We start from the raw sequence: 17,626 nt of genomic DNA on the forward strand, positions 1-17,626 counted from the left end.
CGGGACCGTTGAGTTGCAGCCCCCCGCGCATCAGTAGGCCCCCTGCCCGTAGACCACCGCACGCAGCGTCTTCCACAAGATCACTGTGTCCAGGGCGAGCGACCAGTCCTCCACGTACCGCAGGTCCAGCCGGACCGCCTCCTCCCACGACAGGTCGCTGCGTCCGCTGATCTGCCACAGGCCGGTGAGTCCGGGCTTGACCAGCAGCCGCCGCCGGATGTCCGGGCCGTATGCAGCGGACTCCTCCGGTAACGGAGGCCGCGGACCGACGAGCGACATCGATCCGGTGAGCACGTTGAACAGCTGCGGGAGCTCGTCGATCGAGTACCGGCGCAGCACTGCTCCCACCCGGGTCACCCGGGGATCCCGGCGGAGCTTGAACAGCAGGCCCGCGCCTTCGTTGCGGTCGGCCAGCTCGGCACGTGCCCCGTCAGCCCCGGCGACCATGGTGCGGAACTTGAGAATGGTGAACTCGCGGCCATCCTTGCCGACCCTGCGCTGGCGGTAGAACGCCCCACCCCGACTGTCCACCAGCACGAGCAGCCCGACGAACACCATCAGCGGCGCGAACAGCATCAGCAGGATCGCTGCGCCGATCCGGTCGACGACCCCTTTGACCGCCCGGCGGCCCCCGGTGAAGGTCGGCATGCTGACCCGCAGCAGCGGGATCCCGAGCACCGCGTCGATGTGCAGCCGCGGGCCGGCCACTTCCATCAGCACGGGGGCCACGACCATCTCGGCTTCGCTGCCTTCGAGGTTCCAAGCCAGCCGCTGGAGCCGGTCCGGCGACCAGTGCGGGTCCGGTGTGACCGCGACGACACGGTAGCCGTCGTGGCGGACGTGGCCCGCGACGTCCGTCAGTCGGCCGACGACCGGCACTCCGTCCAGTTGGTCACCGTCGAGCCCGAGGCCGTCCGTCGTGCACACCGCAGCCACCCGCCAGCCGAGGTGCGGGAACTTGCGGGTTCGGGTGATCAGGTCGCGCACGGTGGTCAGGCTCCCGGCAGCGAGCACCGGTCGCAGGCACCGTCCTTCCTTCCGCTGTTTGTGCAGCCAGAGGCGCAGCAGATACCGCGCGGTCATGGTGATGAGCGCGATCGCGGGGATCGCGACGAAGATCCAGAGCTTGATGTTGCGCGAGGTGAGGGCGATGCCGCCGAGCGCCAGTACGACGGTCGCGGTGAACAGTGAGCGTCCGAGCCGGCGGAATTCCTCGGCGCCCTGGCCGAGCACGGCCGGAGCCCACGACCGGCTCACCGCAAGTGCCCCCAGCACCAGCAACTCGGTGCCGAATGCGAGAATCCCCCACTTCTCGTGCCAGTTGGCCGCGTCCCGGGCCCCGAAGAAGTTGCCGATCGCCGCCACTACGAAGGCGGTGGCCACGGTATCGCTGGTGATCACGGTACGGCGGTACCGCTGCTCCCAGTCGATCGCGGGCTGGCTGATTGCCCCGTTCGCCAGACGCCCGCGCTCCGACGAAAACGGGCTGACTAATCCCCCTTGCCGCACAGAACCCCCCAGGTCCCCCAGTGGTTCGACGTGTTCGCCTAACACTGTTCCTCCCCCCGGGAGGCCCCCGCCCCCCGCACTCTTCCTCCCCTCGGGAGGCCCCCGCCCCCCGCGCCGCGCTGTTCCTCCCCTCGGGAGGCCCCCGCCCCCCGGCGCATGGCATCCCGGCTATTCCAGAGCTACGTGAACAACCCACCCTGGCGGCAGCAGACTCGCATGTCCTGCCAGACTCTCGAGGTGCGCTGGGAACTCGTCGAAACCTCGGGTGCTCCCCACACCCAAGGCCCCTCTCGGGCTCCAAGAATTGATCACCCCCACGCCCGGCGCCGGGGACGCGACTGCTGGCCTTCCGTAGCACCGGACCTCTAGATCATTACTGGTCGCCTCGTGTCCGAACAGCTGAAGCACGGTCAATCTAGACCATCGGAACCAGTATGAAGAGATGATGTGTGTAATTTGTGCTCAAACTTTGACTGGATCCACCGATCGGTGCCGCCGCCTACGGGTGCCTTGACGCCACCGCGCGCTCCGGCAACTCGCCCGGCCTGTGCCGCTCGGACATCCGATTCGGTACTGTGAGCTGCGGCGATGCCATTGCGCAGGCAGTCTGGCGGTACTCGTTGATCAGCCCGCCGAGGACGGGCCGTCGTTCGTTTCGGTGGGCTTGGATGTCCGTGCCGTTGGCTGGTACAGGCGGTTCGGCACCGTCCGGGGATAGTTGCTGCCGGGGTTGGTGGGGGCGGTGCCGGATGTACTCGGTCAGGGCTGCGTGGGTGTGGTGGTCCTCGTTGTCGATCAGGACTCGGTCGTGAGGTTTCTGGCCTGTTGGACGGCCCGCCGGGGCGGCGCTGCTGGGGGAACGTCTACTTCCGCGCAATGAGTTGCCGATGCCAGGCCAGCAGTTCCCTTCGGAGCCGTTCAGCCCGGGAAGCGCAGGAACGCAGCCGGCACAGCGGCGGTGAGCCAGACGCCGTTGGTGCTGACGTGGAAGACATGACCGGCCCGGTGCATCGCCGCCGCATCCACGGCCAGGACCACTGGCGTGCCGCGCCGTGCGCCCACGCGGGTCGCGGTGGCGCGGTCCGGCGAGAGGTGGACGGCATGCCGCGTCATGGGCCGCAACCCTTCCCGCCTGATGGCGGCGACGTTGCGGGTCACCGTTCCGTGGAAGAGATACGCGGGCGGAACGGCCTGCGGCAGCGCGAGGTCCACCGGGATCGAGTGGCCCTGGTTGGCGCGGATCCGGTCGGCCTCGATGGTGTAGCGCTGCTTGTCATTGTCGGCCACCACGACATCCAACTCAGCTCGGGAAAAGGGGAATCCATGGCGTGCGGCAGCGGCAATCAGCTCGTCCACGGGTACCCAGCCCTGATCGTCAAGGGTGATTCCGATGCGTTCCGGAGCGTGCCGCAGGTGCCTGGCGAGGTATTTCGAGAGGCGCACGGATCGCTGGTGGTTCATGACTCCAGGGTGCCGCACAGGTGTCATGGGCGGCACCTGAATTCCCGGCTGGGCGGGTGGTGCAGCGTACGCACGGCTGTACCCGGTTGAGACCTCCGCGATGGTTGGGTCGACTTTGGGGTATTCATGTCCTGGAGGGGCCTCCCGCACGATGGGGCACGCCATGGAACAAGTGGTCACCGTGGGCCTCGACGGTACCGCCGAGAGCCTGGCAGCCGCGCACTGGGCCGCCGACGAGGCGAAGCGGCGCGAACTGGCCCTGCGCTTGACGCACGCCTGGATACTGCTGTCGCCGCCCACTCCCGACAGCCCTGCGGCGGACGACCAGAACTACTGGGCGAAGCGCATCGTGCACGAGGCGCACACTGAGCTGGCCAGGCTTCACCCCGACCTGACCATCATCGAGGACCTGGTCGCGGGCGAGCCCGAAAAGGCCCTGCTCGACGCCGCCGCGGGGTCCCGGATGCTGGTCCTCGGATCACGGGGGCTGGACCCGGTGGCGCGTTTTTTCCTGGGCGACATCGGGCTGCACGCGGTCACTCGGGCGGAGCGACCCGTGGTACTGGTCCGCGCGGACCGGGAGACGGGGGAACGTCGGGGACGGGTTGTCGTGGGGCTGAGTCTGCACGGCCCGCAGGACAACCTCCTGGAGTTCGCCTACGTCACGGCCTTCACCCGCGGCGTGCCCCTGCACGCCGTCCACGGAAGGAAACCCGATCGGGAACACACCGGTGCTGGGGGGACCGATGAAACCGATGAATTCGAGCGGTCCGTGCGTAGGGAACTGGATGACGTCCTGCGGCCGTGGCGGGAGAAGTTTCCCCGGGTGCGGGTCATCGACGAGGTCCACGTGGAGAGCCCGGCCCGAGCCGTCGTACGGGCAGCGGCCGACTGCAATCTGCTGATGGTCGGACGGCGAAGACATCCACCCGCCCTCGGTCCCCGCCTGGGTCCCGTGGTGCAGGCGGCCGTACATCACGCGGCCTGCCCCGTCGCCGTCGTCCCCCACGAATGAACACGATGAGGACGCCTCCCGCGCGCACACCGGGAGGGTCCCGCGGCAGGGTGCCCCGCTGCGGCTGGTGCACGCCTGGATGCTGCCGCCGCAGACCGCCCGTACCGCCCAGGCCCCCGAGGCCCGCCGGGGTGCTCGGTTCGCACGGGCGCGGCGCCGTGGGCGGCTTCCTGCTCGGGTCCGTGGGGCTGCGGGTGCTGACGCTGTCGACGCATCCCGGTGGTGATGGTGCACCGGAACGACGGTGTGCGGGCCGGGCCCGGGGAGGGCGACGTCGTGGTCGGTATCCAGGATCCGCCGGGGTCGGCCGTACCGATCGAGTTCGCCTTCGCCACCGCCGCGGCCCACGGCACGGGTGTGCGTGCCGTACGGGCCTGCGTGCCGGCACCGGTGTTCGCCCACGGGCCGCGGTCCGGGGGACCGGCAGAGGGGGGAGGCGGAGCGGCTGGCGGAGGCCGTCGAGCTGTGGCGGGAGAAGTATCCAACCACCGGACGACGGCGGGCCGGGGCGAGTGCACCGGGCTCTCCGACCGTACGGCTATGGGCCGGACGGCAGCGCCTGCTCGGTCCAGATGCACTTGCCCGTGGGGGTGTAGCGCGCTCCCCAGCGGTCGGTCATGGCGGCGATCAGCTGGAGGCCGCGCCCACCCTCGTCAGTGTCCGCCGCGCGCTGGATGCGTGGCATGGTCGCGCTGCCGTCGGTGACCTCGCAGATCAGGGTCTGGCTGCGCAGCAGTCGTAGCGTTATCGGGCCCTTGGCGTGCCGCACCACATTGCCGACCAACTCGCTGACAACCAGTTCGGTGGCCATGGTCAGCTCTTGCAGATGCCAGGCGGCGAGTTGGTCCCGGATGTCGTGGCGAGCCTTGGCCGCGGCTCTCGGGTCGTCGGACAACCGCCAGCTGGCAATGTCCCTCGGGGCCGTGGCGTGGGTGCGGGCGACCAGGAGGACCGTGTCGTCGCTCATCCGATGCTGGTCGGGCAGCATGGCGGCGATCAGGTCCCCGCACAGGGCGTCGAGTTCGGGGGTGCCGTCGGGCGCGGTGCTGAGGCAGCGGCGGAGCCTGGCCATCCCCTGGCCGATGTCGGGGTCGGCCGATTCGACCAGGCCATCGGTGTACAGCACGAGCAGGCTGCCCTCGGGGAGTGTCAGCTCGGCCGTTTCGAAGGGCGGGGCCGCGGCGCCGAGCGGGGGATTGACCGGGAGTTCGGGATAGTACGCCGTGCCGTCGGGACGGACGACGGCCGGCGGGGGGTTTCCGGCCGTGATGACCGTGCAGTGGTGGTCGACGGGGTCGTACTCGGCGTAGAGACAGGTGGCGTAGAGGTCCTCGCCCAGGCCGGCCACCAGTTCATTGAGGTGGAAGAACAGCTCGTCCGGGGGCATTTCGAGGTCTGCCAGCGTTTGGACGGCGGTCCGCAGCCGTCCCATGGTCGCGGCCTCGGACAGACCGTGGCCCATCACGTCCCCGATGACCAGGGCGCACCGGTCCGCGGACAGCGGGATGACGTCGTACCAGTCGCCGCCGACGGCCATGTCTTCCCCGGCGGGCAGATAGCGGGCGGCTGTGGCCAGGGCAGGCGTAGCGGGCAGGGCGCGGGGGAGCAGTCCGCGCTGTAGTTCCTGGGCGCGAGCGTGTTCGGCGTCGTACAACCGGGCCCGCTCCATGGCTTGGGCGACCAGGCCGCTCAGTGCCGTGAGCAGGGTCCGTTCCTCGGGGGTGAACTGGTGCGGCCGGCCGTAGGTGATGACACAGTTTCCGACCCTCCGTCCGGAGACGATCATCGGCAGGAACGCCCAGGCACTTTTGCCGGACAGGGCCGGGATGTCGGCTCCTCCCGGGTAGCGGCGGATGAACTCCTCGGGCGAGGAGATGAAGTTGGGAACGCCGTCGACGAGCGCCTGGAAAACCGGCGGCGATCCCTCGACGGGGAGGCCCTCCACCCGGTCCACGAGTTCCTGCGGTACGCCCACGGACGCCACCAGGAAGATGCGACCGGCCTCGAAGACCCAGACGCTGACTCCTGTGGCACCGAACAGCGGCAGCATGTGCTCGGCCACCGCCTCCACCACATTCTGCCCGGTCACTGCTGCGGCAAGGGCCTGGGTCAGTGGCACGATCCGGGAGGTGTGCCCGGAGGCAACGGTGTCCGCCGGATCCTCTCCGGCTCCACCCCGCCGAACGCCGGTGACATCGTTGAGGTAGACCGTCAGACCGTCGGTTGCCGGGACCAGCCGCATACGCAGCCACTTCTGCTGGGCGGACCAGGGTACGTCGACGCTGAGTGGCCTCCGCTCAGCGGTGGCCCGCAGACCGGCTTCCGCCACGCCGAGACCGCTGAGCGCGGGGATCGCCTCCCACAGGCTGCGGCCGGGCAGCAGCTCCGGCGAGCCGAGGAGGTACTCGGCCTGGCCGCCGATGCGGGTCACACGCCATGCGCTGTCGAGGACGAGGAAACCGTCGCTGGTCTGCCGCAGCGTGTGGCCGGTGAATTCCTGGGCGAGCCGACTGCTGGTTGCGTCCCTGACGGTGCAACTCAGCCCTGCTTCCTCGTCGTTCGCATCGCCCCGGTTGCGGCTGCGGGACTCCACCCACCGGAATGCCCCATCGCCTTGACGTATCCGGTATTCCACGCCGTACCCGCTCTTGCCGCGGCGCGCCTCGGACATCCAGGTCATGACGCGATGCAGGTCCTCGGGGTGAACCAACCGCTGCCACGAGTCGATTCGCCCGTCGAAGGTGTCCGCGTCGATTCCCAGGAACCGGAATGCGTATGCGTCCAAGCTCACCGTGCCGCCGGTGAAGTCCCAGTGCCAGATGCCGCATGCGGATTCCGGGCGGGTCTCCGGGGATCCGGGCTCATCGCGCGGTCCGGGCTTCGCCGCGCCGGGAGCCGTCCGGACCGCACTCAGCCGCTCGCCGATGCACCGTGCCATGGCGGCGAGCACCTGCCCCTCCTCGGCGTCCGGCTCCTGGGCTGTGGGGGTGAGGACGGACAGGGCACCCACCGGGCCGCCGAGCGCCGGAATCGGGGCCGAGGTCAGCCCGGTGCCGACGGGCAGGCGGGTGGTACCGGCACGCGAGTCCTGTCGCCGGTGTGCCGACGTCCATGCGACGGAGCCGGTACGCACCGCGTGGGCAGGTGCCACCGCCTCGTCACGAGCCACGTCCTCCCACGCCCTGACGAACGCATCCGACAGCCCGGTATGCGCGGTCAAGAGCATGGGCTCATCGTCGACGGTGGCCAAATGGATCATGCCGCCCAGCCCGCTGAGTATCGCCACGGCAGAATCAAGTGCGGGGCGTAGCAGTCTGTACTCGCCCGACCCCGATGCGATGACGTCCTGTGCATCCAGGCTCATACCCTGGCCTCCGGCAAGATCAATACAAGTCTATCCTTGCCCTTCCGCGAGCGGGGTGGTCACGCGGCGTGATCAAGAGGACGCGGCCGCTTTTTCGCAGGCTATGGCATCGAGACGGAGCAACGCACTCGTGAGGAGCTCGCGGCATGATCGACGGCGTCCTGCGCATCAACCGGGGCGGGTAGCACCCGCTCATGTCGTTGACGATCACGGCGACCCGTAGCCCGTCGCGGTTGTTGAGGAGGGTGGTCTTGCCGGATCCCAGAAAACCCGACAGGACCGTCACCGGAAGGTGGTCGGCCATGGTCAAGTCATCCCTCGGGGCGCAGCAGACCACGCCGGTAGGCGGGGACGAGCCGCCGCGGCACCTGGTGGTCGCGGCCGTCGATGGTGATCGTCACCAGCTCCGGCGTGCTCGCTTTCCACTGCGCGCGGCGGTGGCGGGTGTTGCTCCGGGACATCTTCCGCTTGGGCACGGCCATGTGTATGCGTCCTTTCCTGCTCGGTGTTGTCCCTGCACACGTTATATGAAAATGGGTACCGTTTCCATGTAGGGTGCTGATTGCTGTGAGGTCGTCACTCAGGAGGAGAAGTGCCGTTGGTGATGTTGCGGATCCGCAAGACCACTTATGCGCTCGTCACCGCCATCGGACGGGGGCCGGAGTGAGGGCCGGGGGAAGGGGCCGCAGCTTGCTCGGTCTGGTGTCCGGCAACACCCCGGAAGCGCGAGGCCGCGTCCTGGACCTACTGCGGCGCGCCTCGCCCGACGCGCTGGTGCTCTCGGTCTCGGTCCATGGCGACGAGGCGGGTCCGTACCCCTTCGTGCAGCGTTTCGCCGCGGGCGGTGACGGACGGTGGCGAGCCTCGTTGTCTCAAGCGGCCACGGGCGACCCTGCAGTGATCATCCGTCAGGATCTGGGCGCCATTGCCCGGGCCGCCCCGTGCTCGCATGTCGTGCTAGCGCTCCCTGACAACATGGACACCCTGCCGTTTCTGGCCGAGCTGTGGAGGACCCCACTGGGCAGGACTCCGCTGTCGGACCACTATGACCTCGCGCCCCTCGTCGTCGGCGTCGACCCCGGCCGGTTGCTGAGCGACCTGCGTTGTGTGCACCGCGCCGCCCACATCTTCGGTGACCATCCGCACACCGTCCCCTTCACGCTCGCCGAGGCCGCAGCCCGACAAGTGGAGGCTGCCCAGGTGATGGTCCTGCGGGAGGGAGGAGCGGAGGACGACGGCCGCCTTGAAGGCTCCCGCGCTCTGCTCGCCCATCTCAACCCGTCCGCGATGATCCTCCTCGATGGGGAAGAACGCGACAGCGCCTCGCTGACACCTTTGACACGGCCCGATTCCGGGTGGGCCGCGGCCGGACCGGCCGACCGGCTCGACGTCATCGCCCCTGCTATACGCCGCCGTGGCATCGACCGAGGCGTGGCCTCGGTGCTGTGGCGGTCCCGGCGCCCACTGCACCCCCAGCGGCTGGCGGAATGCCTGCCCCGGATCATGCCCGCGGTGGTGCGCAGCCGAGGGCACCTGTGGGTGGCCACCCACCCAGACGCGGTCATCTCCTGGCGGTCAGCCGGCCGCCACCTCGAACTGCGGCAGGCTGGGAGCTGGTTGGAGGACGGGGATACGGGCGCGTGGCGCGCCGCGTCGCCCGAGCGACGAACCCTGGCCTCGTGGCACTGGCATGACTACTACGGCGAGCGTCGCAACGAGATCGTGTTCACCGGAGCCGAACTGGGCGAGGAGCGGCTGCGGGCCGCGCTGGACACCGCCGTACTTGACGACCGTGAACTGGCACTCGGCGCCGACCACTGGACTTGTCTGCCCGATCCGCTGCTCGGCACCGGGACACAGGGCCCGGAGGGCTGAACTCTACCGGCACCGCGCCCTGATGGGACAGGTACGCACTGCCCAACGGCTCGTCCAGCAGCGGCAGGGCGCACCACTCCTCCACCTCGATGCACATCGGCCGATCGGGGAGTGTTCCGGGCCGGCAGAGTCGACCCTCCGCAGGCGACGCGACCCGACCCGACCTAGGGCGGGCCGCGACGCGTACCCAGCCGCAGTGCGGCGCTACCGTGAGTGGTCCGATCGGCTCAGCAGCGGCAGCAGCAGTGCCGCCGACCAGCTGAAGTTCGGCGAGTTGAGTGCGCCACCGGTCAGCGGGTTGTAGTTCTCCATGACCGGCCCGTTTCCGGACAGACCCGACGCGTTCGCCAGGAGGCGGTCGGTGAGGGCATCGGCGTCGTTGCCGTAGCCGTAGCGGCGCAGCCCGCCGAGGGCGAAGTAGGCCTGGTCGAGCCAGACCGGGCCGCGCCAGTAGTCTTTCGCGTCGAAGTACGGGGAAGACTTGGCGACGGTCGGGAACGGCACCGTCGTCGCGAACTCGGCCGGGTCGGTCAGTCGGGCCCGCACCGCGCGCGCCTGGGCCCGTGACGCGGTGCCGGTCCACAGCGGCACCGCGCCTTCGACGCCCCGGCCGCGAGAGGTGAGCCGGGTGCCGGTGCTGAGGTCGATGTCGTGGAACCAGCCGCCGTCGGGGTCGTACATCTGCCTGCGCACGGCGGTGTGTGTGGCATCGGCCCTTTGCTGCCAGTGCTTGGCGTCGGAGCTCTTGCCCAATGCCTTCGCGATGCGCGCCAAGTAGGCTTGATCCAGGGCGAGATAGGCGTTCAGGTCGACGGACTCCTGAGTGAGGGAGTAGCCGAGGAGGGTGCCGTCGGCGGCGTGGTTGGCCACGACGGAGGTGCCGAGGTCGGCGTCAAAACGGGGCGCGTTGTCCATGCCGCTCTCCCAGGCGGCGGCCAGGCGGCGCTCCTCGGCGGAATCATTGGCGGGATCGACGGTGGCGCCGTACTCGGCGAGGCCGTCGCGGTCGTGGTCCCGGTTGCGGTACCACCAGGCCTGGTAGGCGGCGAGCTTTGGGTACATCTCTCGTAGGAAGGTCCGGTCACCGCTTTTGCGGAACACTTTCCACACCGCCCAACTGGCAAGCGGCGGCTTCGAGTTGCGTTCGTTCCAGTTGCCGCCGCCCCGCTCGGGGTCGTTGTAGAAGACAACATCGGGGATCATGCCGGCGTCCTGCGGGCGGGTCTTGGAGTCGGCGGTGATCTGCCAGTGGAACATGGACCGGAGCTGCGAGGTGGCGAGCGCCGGGTCGAAGCGGGCGGTGCCCACGGCCTGCTTCCAGGTGTCCCAGGCCCACAGGCCGCCGGTGAACCACTTGTACGAGATGGACGGCGTGATGCCGTCGTGCTTGAGCTCCCCCGCCGCGGAACGCCAGTTGGTGACCAGTGTCTGAAGGCACTTGACGGCCGTGCGGCGCCGGTCGGCGGGCACACCGCGGATCACCCTGGCGACGTAGCCGCGCCAGCGGGCGTCGGTGGCCGAGGTGTACGCCTGCGGACGGGCCAGTACCGCGCGGACCCGCCGCGACTCACTGGCGCGCTCCTCGGCGGTGAACGTGTAGGACTCGGTCCAGTCGAAGTGGTGCGCGGAGCCGGGCGCCAGGGTGACGGGGGCGGTGGTCTTGGTGCGGTAGGAGTCGCCGTCGACGGTGGTGCGCACGGGTTTCGCGTGGGTGATCTCGAAGCGCTCGGTGCCGTCGGTGAGGTAGTCCCAGGTCTCGCGGACCTTGGCTAAGTCGACTCCGACGCCGTTGGCGGTCGCGGCCAGGGAGGGCGCGTCCCGCATCGGCGCCTTGTCGGGCCGCAGCAGACTGCCGGTCCACTCGGCGCCGAGGGCGCGGGGGGTGGTCCCGGTGTTGCGGACCTCGGCGCGTATGAGGGCGCTGCGGTTGGTGGCGAATCGCAGTGTGAGGGTGAGGCGCAGGCCGCGTCCGAGGTCGTACGACTGGACGAGTCGGCCGGGCAGCGAGGTGAAGCGCGGAGCGCCCCCGGCGGCGAGGTCGAGGGTGTGGCCGTCTTCGGTGAGCCGGATGCGGCTGAAGGAGGCGCTCAGCCACCAGGGGTATTCCTGGGCGATGTAGAGGGGCCCGCTGAATCCTCCGTAGGCGCCGGGGTCACCGGCCTTGGGCAGGGAGTAGGCGTGCCAGGCGCCTTGGTCGGCGAAGACGTTGATGCGGTTGGTGTTGTTGTCGTCGCTGGGCAGCGCGGCGGTCGGGGTGCCGTGCAGGTCGAGGACGTCGGCGTAGCCGGATGCCCGGAAGGCTTCGGGTGCCGGGGCGGCCGCGCCTGCCGGCGCCGGGGCCAAGGTGGCGCCGCCCGCGAGGAGCAGGGCCGCCAGGAGCGCGAGAGGGGACCTGCGGGGTCTGGTCACGAGTGCTTGCCTCCAAGGGAGTGAGGGGTGCGGAGCACGGCTGCGCCGAGCGGTACCAGCTGCACGGCGCCCCTCACCGGGGCCCCGGTCAGCAGGTCCGTGCCATGGGCACTGATCTCGACGGGCTTGTCCGCGTGGTTGAGGAGGAAGAGGTACGAGGCATCGGGGCCGGTGCGGACCGTGGCCTCGACGCCTTCGGGGACCGGCGCGCAGGAGGTGACGCCCGCTTCCGTGGGCGCGTGGGGGCCCACCACTGGACGTACATGATTCCGTCGGCGCCATGGGCCGCCACGGCTTGGGGCGACCAGAGGCGTTGCAGGCCGGGCTTCTTGGGGACGTTGACCGGCCGCCGGCTCACCGCCGAGGGGGTCTGTTCCCCCAGCAGCCAGGTCTGGCCGCGCTTGAGGGAGCGCATCAGGTCGTCGTTCAGGCCACGCGGGCGGTGAGGCGGTGGCGGTGGCCAGGTCGACGGCGATGTCGTGGGAGTGCAGCAGGCCGAGGAGCCGGTCGAGTCGGCCGAAGTCCCAGGTTTCCGGCTTCGGTTGGAGCCTGGCCCAGGAGAAGACGCCGACGGCGACCATGGTGATCCCGGCTTCCCGCATCAGCTTGGCATCCTCGGCCCACGTCTCCTCGGGCCACTGCTCGGGGTTGTAGTCGTCGCCGTACAGCAGTCCGGGAACTGCGGTCAGGTGGGTGCTCATCCCTTCACCGCCCCGCTGAGCAGGCCGGCCACGAACTGCCGCTGGAACAGCAGGAACAGTGCCATGAGCGGGAGCGTCGCGAGCAGTGAGCCGAGCATCAGGCCGGAGTAGTCGACCCGGGAGAGGCCGGTGAGGGTGTTGAGGGCGACGGGCACGGTGTATTTGTCCTCGGTGTTGAGCATGAGGAGGGGCCAGATGAAACTGTTCCAGGCCGCCGTGAACGTGAAGGTCACGAGCGCGCCGAGCTGCGGGCGCACGCATGGCAGCACGACGCGGTAGAAGGTGCGCAGCTCGCCGCAGCCGTCGATACGGGCCGACTCGATGAGTTCGTCGGTGAAGCCGACAAAGGCTTGGCGCATCAGGAGGATGCCGAAGGAGTTCGCCAGGAAGGGCAGGATCACCGCCTGGTAGGAGTCGATCCAGCCGAGGCTCGCCATCATCTGGAAGAGCGGGACGAGTAGCACCTGGAAGGGGATCATCATGGTCGCCAGTACGGCGGCGAGCAGCACACCCCGGCCTCGGAAGCGGTACTTGGCGAGTCCGTAACCGCACATCGCGGAGACGAGGGAGCTGACCGCGGTATGCACGACGGCGATGCCGAGACTGTTGAACAGGACCCGGCCGAAGCCGATGGACTCCTGGAGCCGGGCGAGATTGTCCAGGAGCTGTCCGCCGGGCAAGAGTGGCGGCGGCGAGTGGAACAGGTCGGCGGTGGAGTGGGTGGCGGCGGTCGCCATCCACAGGAACGGCAGGAGGCTGACCACCCCGCCGAGCACGAGCACGGCGCGCACGGCGAATCGGCCGAGGCGCCGGACGGCGGCCGGGTTGCTGCTCATCGGCGGCGCTCCCTTCCGAAGGCGAGGTACTGGAGCGCGGAGATCGCGGCGATCAGTGCGACGACCACCCACGCGATGGCGGCGGCGTAGCCGAAGTCGAACTGCTGGAAGCCGACTTTGTAGAGGTAGACGACGGGGGTGAGGGTGGCGTTGTCGGGGCCGCCTCGGGTCAGGACGTAGTTCTCGTCGAAGAGCTGAAGCGTGCCGATGGTGGAGGTGACGGCGCAGAACAGGATCACGGGCCGCAGCTGCGGCAGGATCACCCGCGTGTACGTGGTGAAGGTGCCGGCGCCGTCGAGGGCGGCGGCCTCGTACTGCTCCTTGCCGATGGACTGGAGGCCGGCGAGGAGGATGACGGCGTTGTAGCCGGTCCAGCGCCACGTGAGTGTGAGAATGAGGGAGATGCGTGCCCAGGTCGGGTCATTGAGCCAGTCGACCGGGCTGATCCCGACGGCACCGAGGATCTGGTTGACGAGGCCGTTGTCGGTCTTGAGGAGAACCTGAAAGACGACGGCGTACGCGACCAGCGTCGTCACCGCGGGCAGGAAGTGAAGCGCCCGCCAGGTGCCGCGGAAGCGCAGCCACGACTGGTTGAGGAGTGCGGCGAGGACCAGCGCGAGGCCGATCATCACCGGGACCTGAACGACGAGGATGAGCCCGGTGTTGAGCAGCGACTGGATGAACGCCGGGTCGTGGAGCATCCGCTGGTACTGATCCAGCCCCACCCAGTGCACGGCGCCGGCGTCCTCGGTGGTGAACGACTGGAGCAGGCTCGCGCCGAGGGGGTAGGCGAAGAAGAGGGCGAACAGTGCGGCGGCAGGGCCTGCGAAGATCCACCCCGACAGGTGGCCGCGGCGCCGGGGGCGGCGCACCGTGCCAGGTGCGCAGGCAGGAGCGACGCTGCGCTCGTGGGTGTTCACGGCGGTCACGGGGCTACCGCCACTCGCTTTCGGCCGGTTGCCTCGGCGAGTTGCCTGGCCGCCGAGGCGAGGGCGGCGCGTGGGTCTTTGCCGTGCAACATCACGCCGTTGACGGTGGAGATCACGATGTCCTTCTCCTTGGCGTCGTCCTTTGTGTACTCGACGGGCGGGATGTTCTGCGCGAGCCGCGTGAACACGGCGTTGGCGCGCTGCCCGCCGAAGTACTCCTGCTTCTCGCTCAGATACCCGTCCTCGAGTGCGGGCAGATAGGCGGGGAACAGTCCCTCGCGTTTGAGCATGGACACCTGGTTGTCCTTGTCGGTCAGCACGAAGCGGATGAACTGCCAGGCGAGCTCCGGGTGTTCGCTCTGCGTGGGGATACAGAGGGTGGACCCGCCGATGTTCGAGGTACGCACCCCGTCGGCGGTGAAACCGGGCAGCGGCACCACCCGGAACTTCCCGCTGAGCTCGGGCATTTCATCGGTGAGGGTGCCCGACCACCAGGCGGCGATGGGGGTCGTGGAGACCTTGCCCTCTTTGGTGGCGGTGACCAGTCCGTCCCAGTTCTTCTCGTAGTCGACGAGCTCCTCCTCGGCCAGCCGCTTCATCAGCGTCAGGGCCTGGACGGCCGCCGGGGTCTCGAGGGCAATGCGGCCGCCGAGGAATGAGGACTGCCCCTGCTGCTGAAGCAGCATCGGGAAGATCCCGGAGTCGGTCGGATCGTGGACGAGCAACTTGTGCCCGGTGGCCTTCTTGATACGCACGCCGGCGCGGACATAGTCGTCCCAGGTTTGCAGGGACGTGGGGTCGACACCCCCGGCCCGGAAGTGGTCGGTGCGGTAGTAGAGGGCGCACGGTCCGATGTCCCACGGGATCCCGAAGACCTGTTCCCCGCCCGTACGGCCGGTGACGGTGCGCCAGGCAGCGCGGGCGAAGTCTCCGCCGTAGCGACCGCCGAGGTTCGCCACGTCGTAGATGGCACTGGGGAAGTTGGCGGTGTACTGCGGCAGATAACTGCCCTCGATGGTGAGGATGTCGGCGAGCCCGGTGCCGCCGCGCAGCCCCACAGTGATCTTGTCGTAGGCGTTGTCGTAGCCGATGTCGACGACGTCGACGGTGACGCCCGGGTTCCGTTCCTGGAACGTACGGCCCAGCCGCTTGAGTGCGGCGGCGGCCACGTCCCACGACCACACGGTGATCTTCCCCGTGAGCTTCTTGGCCCCTCTCCTGCCGGAGTCGTCCTCGTCGTCGCCCAGCTTGCGCGGGTCGCCGTCCGCCCCGCCCGCGCCTCCCATGGCGCAGGATCCGAGCAGGGCGGATGCCGAGGCAGCGAGACCTGCGGCCACAACTCCCCGCCTGCCTGGTCGTGTTGACACTCTTGCCTCCCGACAGCTGAATGCCTAATGCTGTATTCAGAACACTGAATGACATGGCTGGCCGTCAAGAGGGCTGCACACACGTCCTTTGACCCACTGGCCCCGCCCACCGGCCCTCTGCCCAGAAGTCGGCCGCATCGGGCAGCCCCGCGACATCGCCCAGACTGTGGCGTTCCTGTCCTCCGATGCAGCGGCGTTCATCAGCGGAGCGATCACCCCGGTCGACGGCGCGGGTACCGCCTGACCAGCCGACCAGCCAGTAACGGATAATCGAGCGGGACCGAAGGGAAGGGCCGCCACACATGCCAATCGACAACCGACCGCTGCGTGAGCAGGTGAAGGAGGAACTGCTCAGGCGTCTCGGCAGCGGCACGATCGCGACGAACGAGACGATCAACGAGGTGGAGCTCGCCACTGAACTCGGCGTCAGCCGAACGCCGTTGCGCGAGGCGCTGATCACGCTGGAACGCGAGGGCGTCATCACCAGCGAGCGCGGCAAGGGCTTCCGGTTCACGCCGCTGAGTGCCCAGGAGTTCCGCGACCTGACGGCGATCGTTGCGACCCTTGAGGCGCTGGCGCTGGAGTCCAGCGACCCCGAGTACCTCACAAAGATCGCACCGCAGCTCCTGGAGGAGGCGCACGCCTTCTCCCTCCCGCAGGCCCCACACGACGTGATCGAGCGGTACGACGACGCATGGCACGACCTGCTCCTGTCGGGCTGCACGAACGAACGCTTGATGAAGCTGATCACGTCCCTGAAGGTCACGATGCACCGATACGAACGAGTGGCCCTCGGCGACCAGGACGTCCTGGAGCGTTCGGCCGTGGAGCATGAGCGCATCGCATTGTCCCTGCAGCGCGGGGACCTGGATGAGGCAGTCGTGGCGCTCAAGGAGAACTGGAACAGCGGCATGGACCGCATCCTGGAGCGCCTCACGGACTGAATCGCGCGGCAGGCGTGGCGGACGGTGGCGCGAACGGGGGGATGCAGACGCCGTCTGTGCCGCTCGAAAATAGAGTGGGATGCCTCAGCCGCGTATGGTCACGCCGTGGCGCGTGCGCAGTCGGCGCAGCTCCCACAGGGAGAGCCCGGTCACCGATAGGGGGCCGCCGAACAGGGAGCAGAACTGGGCCCACAGTGGCCCGTTGGGCATGCCGCTCCCGGTCAGGTTGAAGACGGCGATGATCCAGATCATCACCACGGTGAGCACGGCCGGCAGCGCGGCGTGCACATAGGCGGTGTTGAAGGCGGAGCGGGCGACGTAGGCCGAGGCCAGGAAGAAGAACGGCAGCCCCCACAGCAAGAAGGCGAGCGCGGGGACGGCGGCCACGAACAGCCACACCCCGTGCAGCCCGTGCAGCAGCGTGGTGCCCGAGACCACGTACGCCGAGGCGCCGAGGAGGGCCACGACCAGGATGTACCAGCCGACGGTCTTGGCCGGGACGCGGAGCCGGGAGCGCAGCAACCGCCGCCGCTCCGCAGGCGCGTAGCGGATGAAGAGAGTGATCACCACCGGTCCGCCGATGATGAGCAGGATCGGGGTCAGGATGAGTTGGCCGAGGCTCTGGTTGGCCTGGCCCTCCAGGCCGTCGTCCGACCCGTATGTGTAGTAGAGCGCGAGCGTCGCGAGGACGCCGAGCACCGTGCGGGTGATCTGAACGCGGTCGACCACGGGATCGTGGACACGCCCGCCGCCGTCCTGGTCGAACAGTCTCCGCGCGGCCCGGTGCACCGAGCGGAGCAGGGGGACCATCCAGACGAGGAAGGGCACCCGCCGGTACCAGCGTCGGCCCCTGGGCGCCGGCCGGTAGGGCCCGGGCGGCGGGGGCGGTGGCCCGTAGGGGTTCGGCGGCGGCCCGTACGGGTCGGGTGCCGGCGGCGGTCCCCAACGGTTGCCTCCCTGCCCGGGGTCGTTCGGCAGACCCCATCCCCCCGTTGCCATCACGGCTCCTCCTCGCCCTTGCGTTCGACCACACGATTTTCGCCAGTGGCCGGGAATTGTAGGGTACGAAGACGAACCGCGCCCTGCCCCGGAGCCAGGACCCTGTAGGCGCCAAGAACCTTATCCTTGCCGGTCATACGGCACGTCGGTCCCCCAGCACATCGATCCGGACACCGGACAGGCCCAGGTGGCCGCCGTCTCGGCGCTGATGTGGTGC

14 protein-coding genes and 3 pseudogenes are annotated in these 17,626 nt (G+C 69.2%); 4 read left to right on the forward strand and 13 right to left on the reverse strand.

Annotation, left to right across the window (positions count from 1 at the left end; all coding sequences use genetic code 11):
• Nucleotides 1–30: 30 nt before the first annotated feature.
• Nucleotides 31–1,509, reverse strand: coding sequence for a sugar transferase (locus JK363_RS14290; protein ID WP_201875241.1), 1,479 nt, complete (start codon nucleotides 1,507–1,509; stop codon nucleotides 31–33).
• Between the two features lie 918 nt (nucleotides 1,510–2,427).
• Nucleotides 2,428–2,970 carry an RNA 2'-phosphotransferase gene (locus JK363_RS14295; protein WP_201875242.1) on the reverse strand — a complete coding sequence of 181 codons (543 nt, stop codon included), beginning with the start codon at nucleotides 2,968–2,970 and terminating at the stop codon, nucleotides 2,428–2,430.
• Between the two features lie 163 nt (nucleotides 2,971–3,133).
• Here JK363_RS14295 and JK363_RS14300 point away from each other — a divergent pair, with 163 nt between their 5' ends.
• On the forward strand, nucleotides 3,134–3,985 hold the full coding sequence (locus JK363_RS14300; RefSeq protein ID WP_201875243.1) for a universal stress protein: 852 nt from the start codon (nucleotides 3,134–3,136) through the stop codon (nucleotides 3,983–3,985).
• A 538-nt stretch (nucleotides 3,986–4,523) separates the two neighbouring features.
• Here the strand turns inward: JK363_RS14300 and JK363_RS14305 are convergent.
• The 3 genes and pseudogenes from JK363_RS14305 to rpmF form a co-directional block, all read right to left on the reverse strand.
• The gene (locus JK363_RS14305; RefSeq protein ID WP_201875244.1) at nucleotides 4,524–7,271 is read right to left on the reverse strand and encodes a SpoIIE family protein phosphatase; all 2,748 of its coding nucleotides are present in this window, start codon (nucleotides 7,269–7,271) and stop codon (nucleotides 4,524–4,526) included.
• 268 nt (nucleotides 7,272–7,539) lie between these two features.
• Nucleotides 7,540–7,653, reverse strand: a pseudogene (locus JK363_RS14310) (GTP-binding protein); the annotation flags it as partial.
• A 7-nt stretch (nucleotides 7,654–7,660) separates the two neighbouring features.
• The gene (gene rpmF / locus JK363_RS14315; RefSeq protein WP_201875245.1) at nucleotides 7,661–7,831 is read right to left on the reverse strand and encodes a 50S ribosomal protein L32; all 171 of its coding nucleotides are present in this window, start codon (nucleotides 7,829–7,831) and stop codon (nucleotides 7,661–7,663) included.
• 208 nt (nucleotides 7,832–8,039) lie between these two features.
• Here rpmF and JK363_RS14320 point away from each other — a divergent pair, with 208 nt between their 5' ends.
• Nucleotides 8,040–9,224 (forward strand): GTP-binding protein, encoded by a 1,185-nt coding sequence (locus tag JK363_RS14320; protein WP_201875246.1) that lies wholly within the window; start codon nucleotides 8,040–8,042, stop codon nucleotides 9,222–9,224.
• Nucleotides 9,225–9,428: 204 nt separating this feature from the next.
• Here JK363_RS14320 and JK363_RS14325 read toward each other — a convergent pair whose 3' ends face one another.
• From JK363_RS14325 to JK363_RS14345, 7 genes and pseudogenes are all read right to left on the reverse strand, one after another.
• Nucleotides 9,429–11,633: an MGH1-like glycoside hydrolase domain-containing protein gene (locus tag JK363_RS14325; RefSeq protein WP_307821720.1), complete on the reverse strand. Its 2,205-nt coding sequence runs from the start codon at nucleotides 11,631–11,633 to the stop codon at nucleotides 9,429–9,431.
• Entirely contained in the window at nucleotides 11,630–11,887 is a 258-nt protein-coding gene (locus tag JK363_RS42380; protein ID WP_307821730.1) for a Beta-galactosidase C-terminal domain, read from the reverse strand. The genes JK363_RS14325 and JK363_RS42380 overlap by 4 nt, the downstream gene beginning before the upstream one ends.
• Nucleotides 11,888–11,940: 53 nt before the next feature.
• Nucleotides 11,941–12,048, reverse strand: a pseudogene (locus JK363_RS44660) (beta-galactosidase); the annotation flags it as partial.
• Nucleotides 12,038–12,334: pseudogene (locus tag JK363_RS42385) on the reverse strand (beta-galactosidase); the annotation flags it as partial. The pseudogenes JK363_RS42385 and JK363_RS44660, both read right to left, overlap by 11 nt.
• Nucleotides 12,331–13,170 (reverse strand): carbohydrate ABC transporter permease, encoded by an 840-nt coding sequence (locus JK363_RS14335; RefSeq protein WP_201875248.1) that lies wholly within the window; start codon nucleotides 13,168–13,170, stop codon nucleotides 12,331–12,333. The gene JK363_RS14335 and the pseudogene JK363_RS42385, both read right to left, overlap by 4 nt.
• Nucleotides 13,167–14,099 carry a carbohydrate ABC transporter permease gene (locus JK363_RS14340; RefSeq protein WP_307821721.1) on the reverse strand — a complete coding sequence of 311 codons (933 nt, stop codon included), beginning with the start codon at nucleotides 14,097–14,099 and terminating at the stop codon, nucleotides 13,167–13,169. The genes JK363_RS14335 and JK363_RS14340 overlap by 4 nt, the downstream gene beginning before the upstream one ends.
• On the reverse strand, nucleotides 14,096–15,436 hold the full coding sequence (locus JK363_RS14345; RefSeq protein ID WP_201875249.1) for an ABC transporter substrate-binding protein: 1,341 nt from the start codon (nucleotides 15,434–15,436) through the stop codon (nucleotides 14,096–14,098). Before JK363_RS14345 ends, JK363_RS14340 begins: the two co-directional genes overlap by 4 nt.
• Before the next feature lie 118 nt (nucleotides 15,437–15,554).
• Here JK363_RS14345 and JK363_RS14350 point away from each other — a divergent pair, with 118 nt between their 5' ends.
• Both JK363_RS14350 and JK363_RS14355 read left to right on the forward strand, forming a co-directional pair.
• Entirely contained in the window at nucleotides 15,555–15,710 is a 156-nt protein-coding gene (locus JK363_RS14350) for an SDR family oxidoreductase (RefSeq protein ID WP_236075762.1), read from the forward strand.
• A 91-nt stretch (nucleotides 15,711–15,801) separates the two neighbouring features.
• Nucleotides 15,802–16,410, forward strand: a complete 609-nt coding sequence (locus JK363_RS14355) for a GntR family transcriptional regulator (protein WP_307821722.1) — start codon at nucleotides 15,802–15,804, stop codon at nucleotides 16,408–16,410.
• A gap of 84 nt (nucleotides 16,411–16,494) precedes the next feature.
• Here the strand turns inward: JK363_RS14355 and JK363_RS14360 are convergent, their stop codons facing one another.
• Nucleotides 16,495–17,220 carry a hypothetical protein gene (locus tag JK363_RS14360; protein WP_236075763.1) on the reverse strand — a complete coding sequence of 242 codons (726 nt, stop codon included), beginning with the start codon at nucleotides 17,218–17,220 and terminating at the stop codon, nucleotides 16,495–16,497.
• Nucleotides 17,221–17,626 lie beyond the last annotated feature (406 nt).

This window comes from Streptomyces coffeae, assembly GCF_016741875.1.
Lineage (GTDB): Bacteria > Actinomycetota > Actinomycetes > Streptomycetales > Streptomycetaceae > Streptomyces > Streptomyces coffeae.

Bases quoted from the DNA above. Each gene is read 5' to 3' on its own strand.
- JK363_RS14295 (WP_201875242.1), bottom strand. From the start codon at position 2,970: ATGAACCACCAGCGATCCGTGCGCCTCTCGAAATACCTCGCCAGGCAC.
- JK363_RS14300 (WP_201875243.1), top strand. From the start codon at position 3,134: ATGGAACAAGTGGTCACCGTGGGCCTCGACGGTACCGCCGAGAGCCTG.
- rpmF (WP_201875245.1), bottom strand. From the start codon at position 7,831: ATGGCCGTGCCCAAGCGGAAGATGTCCCGGAGCAACACCCGCCACCGC.
- JK363_RS14335 (WP_201875248.1), bottom strand. From the start codon at position 13,170: ATGAGCAGCAACCCGGCCGCCGTCCGGCGCCTCGGCCGATTCGCCGTG.
- JK363_RS14360 (WP_236075763.1), bottom strand. From the start codon at position 17,220: ATGGTCCCCCTGCTCCGCTCGGTGCACCGGGCCGCGCGGAGACTGTTC.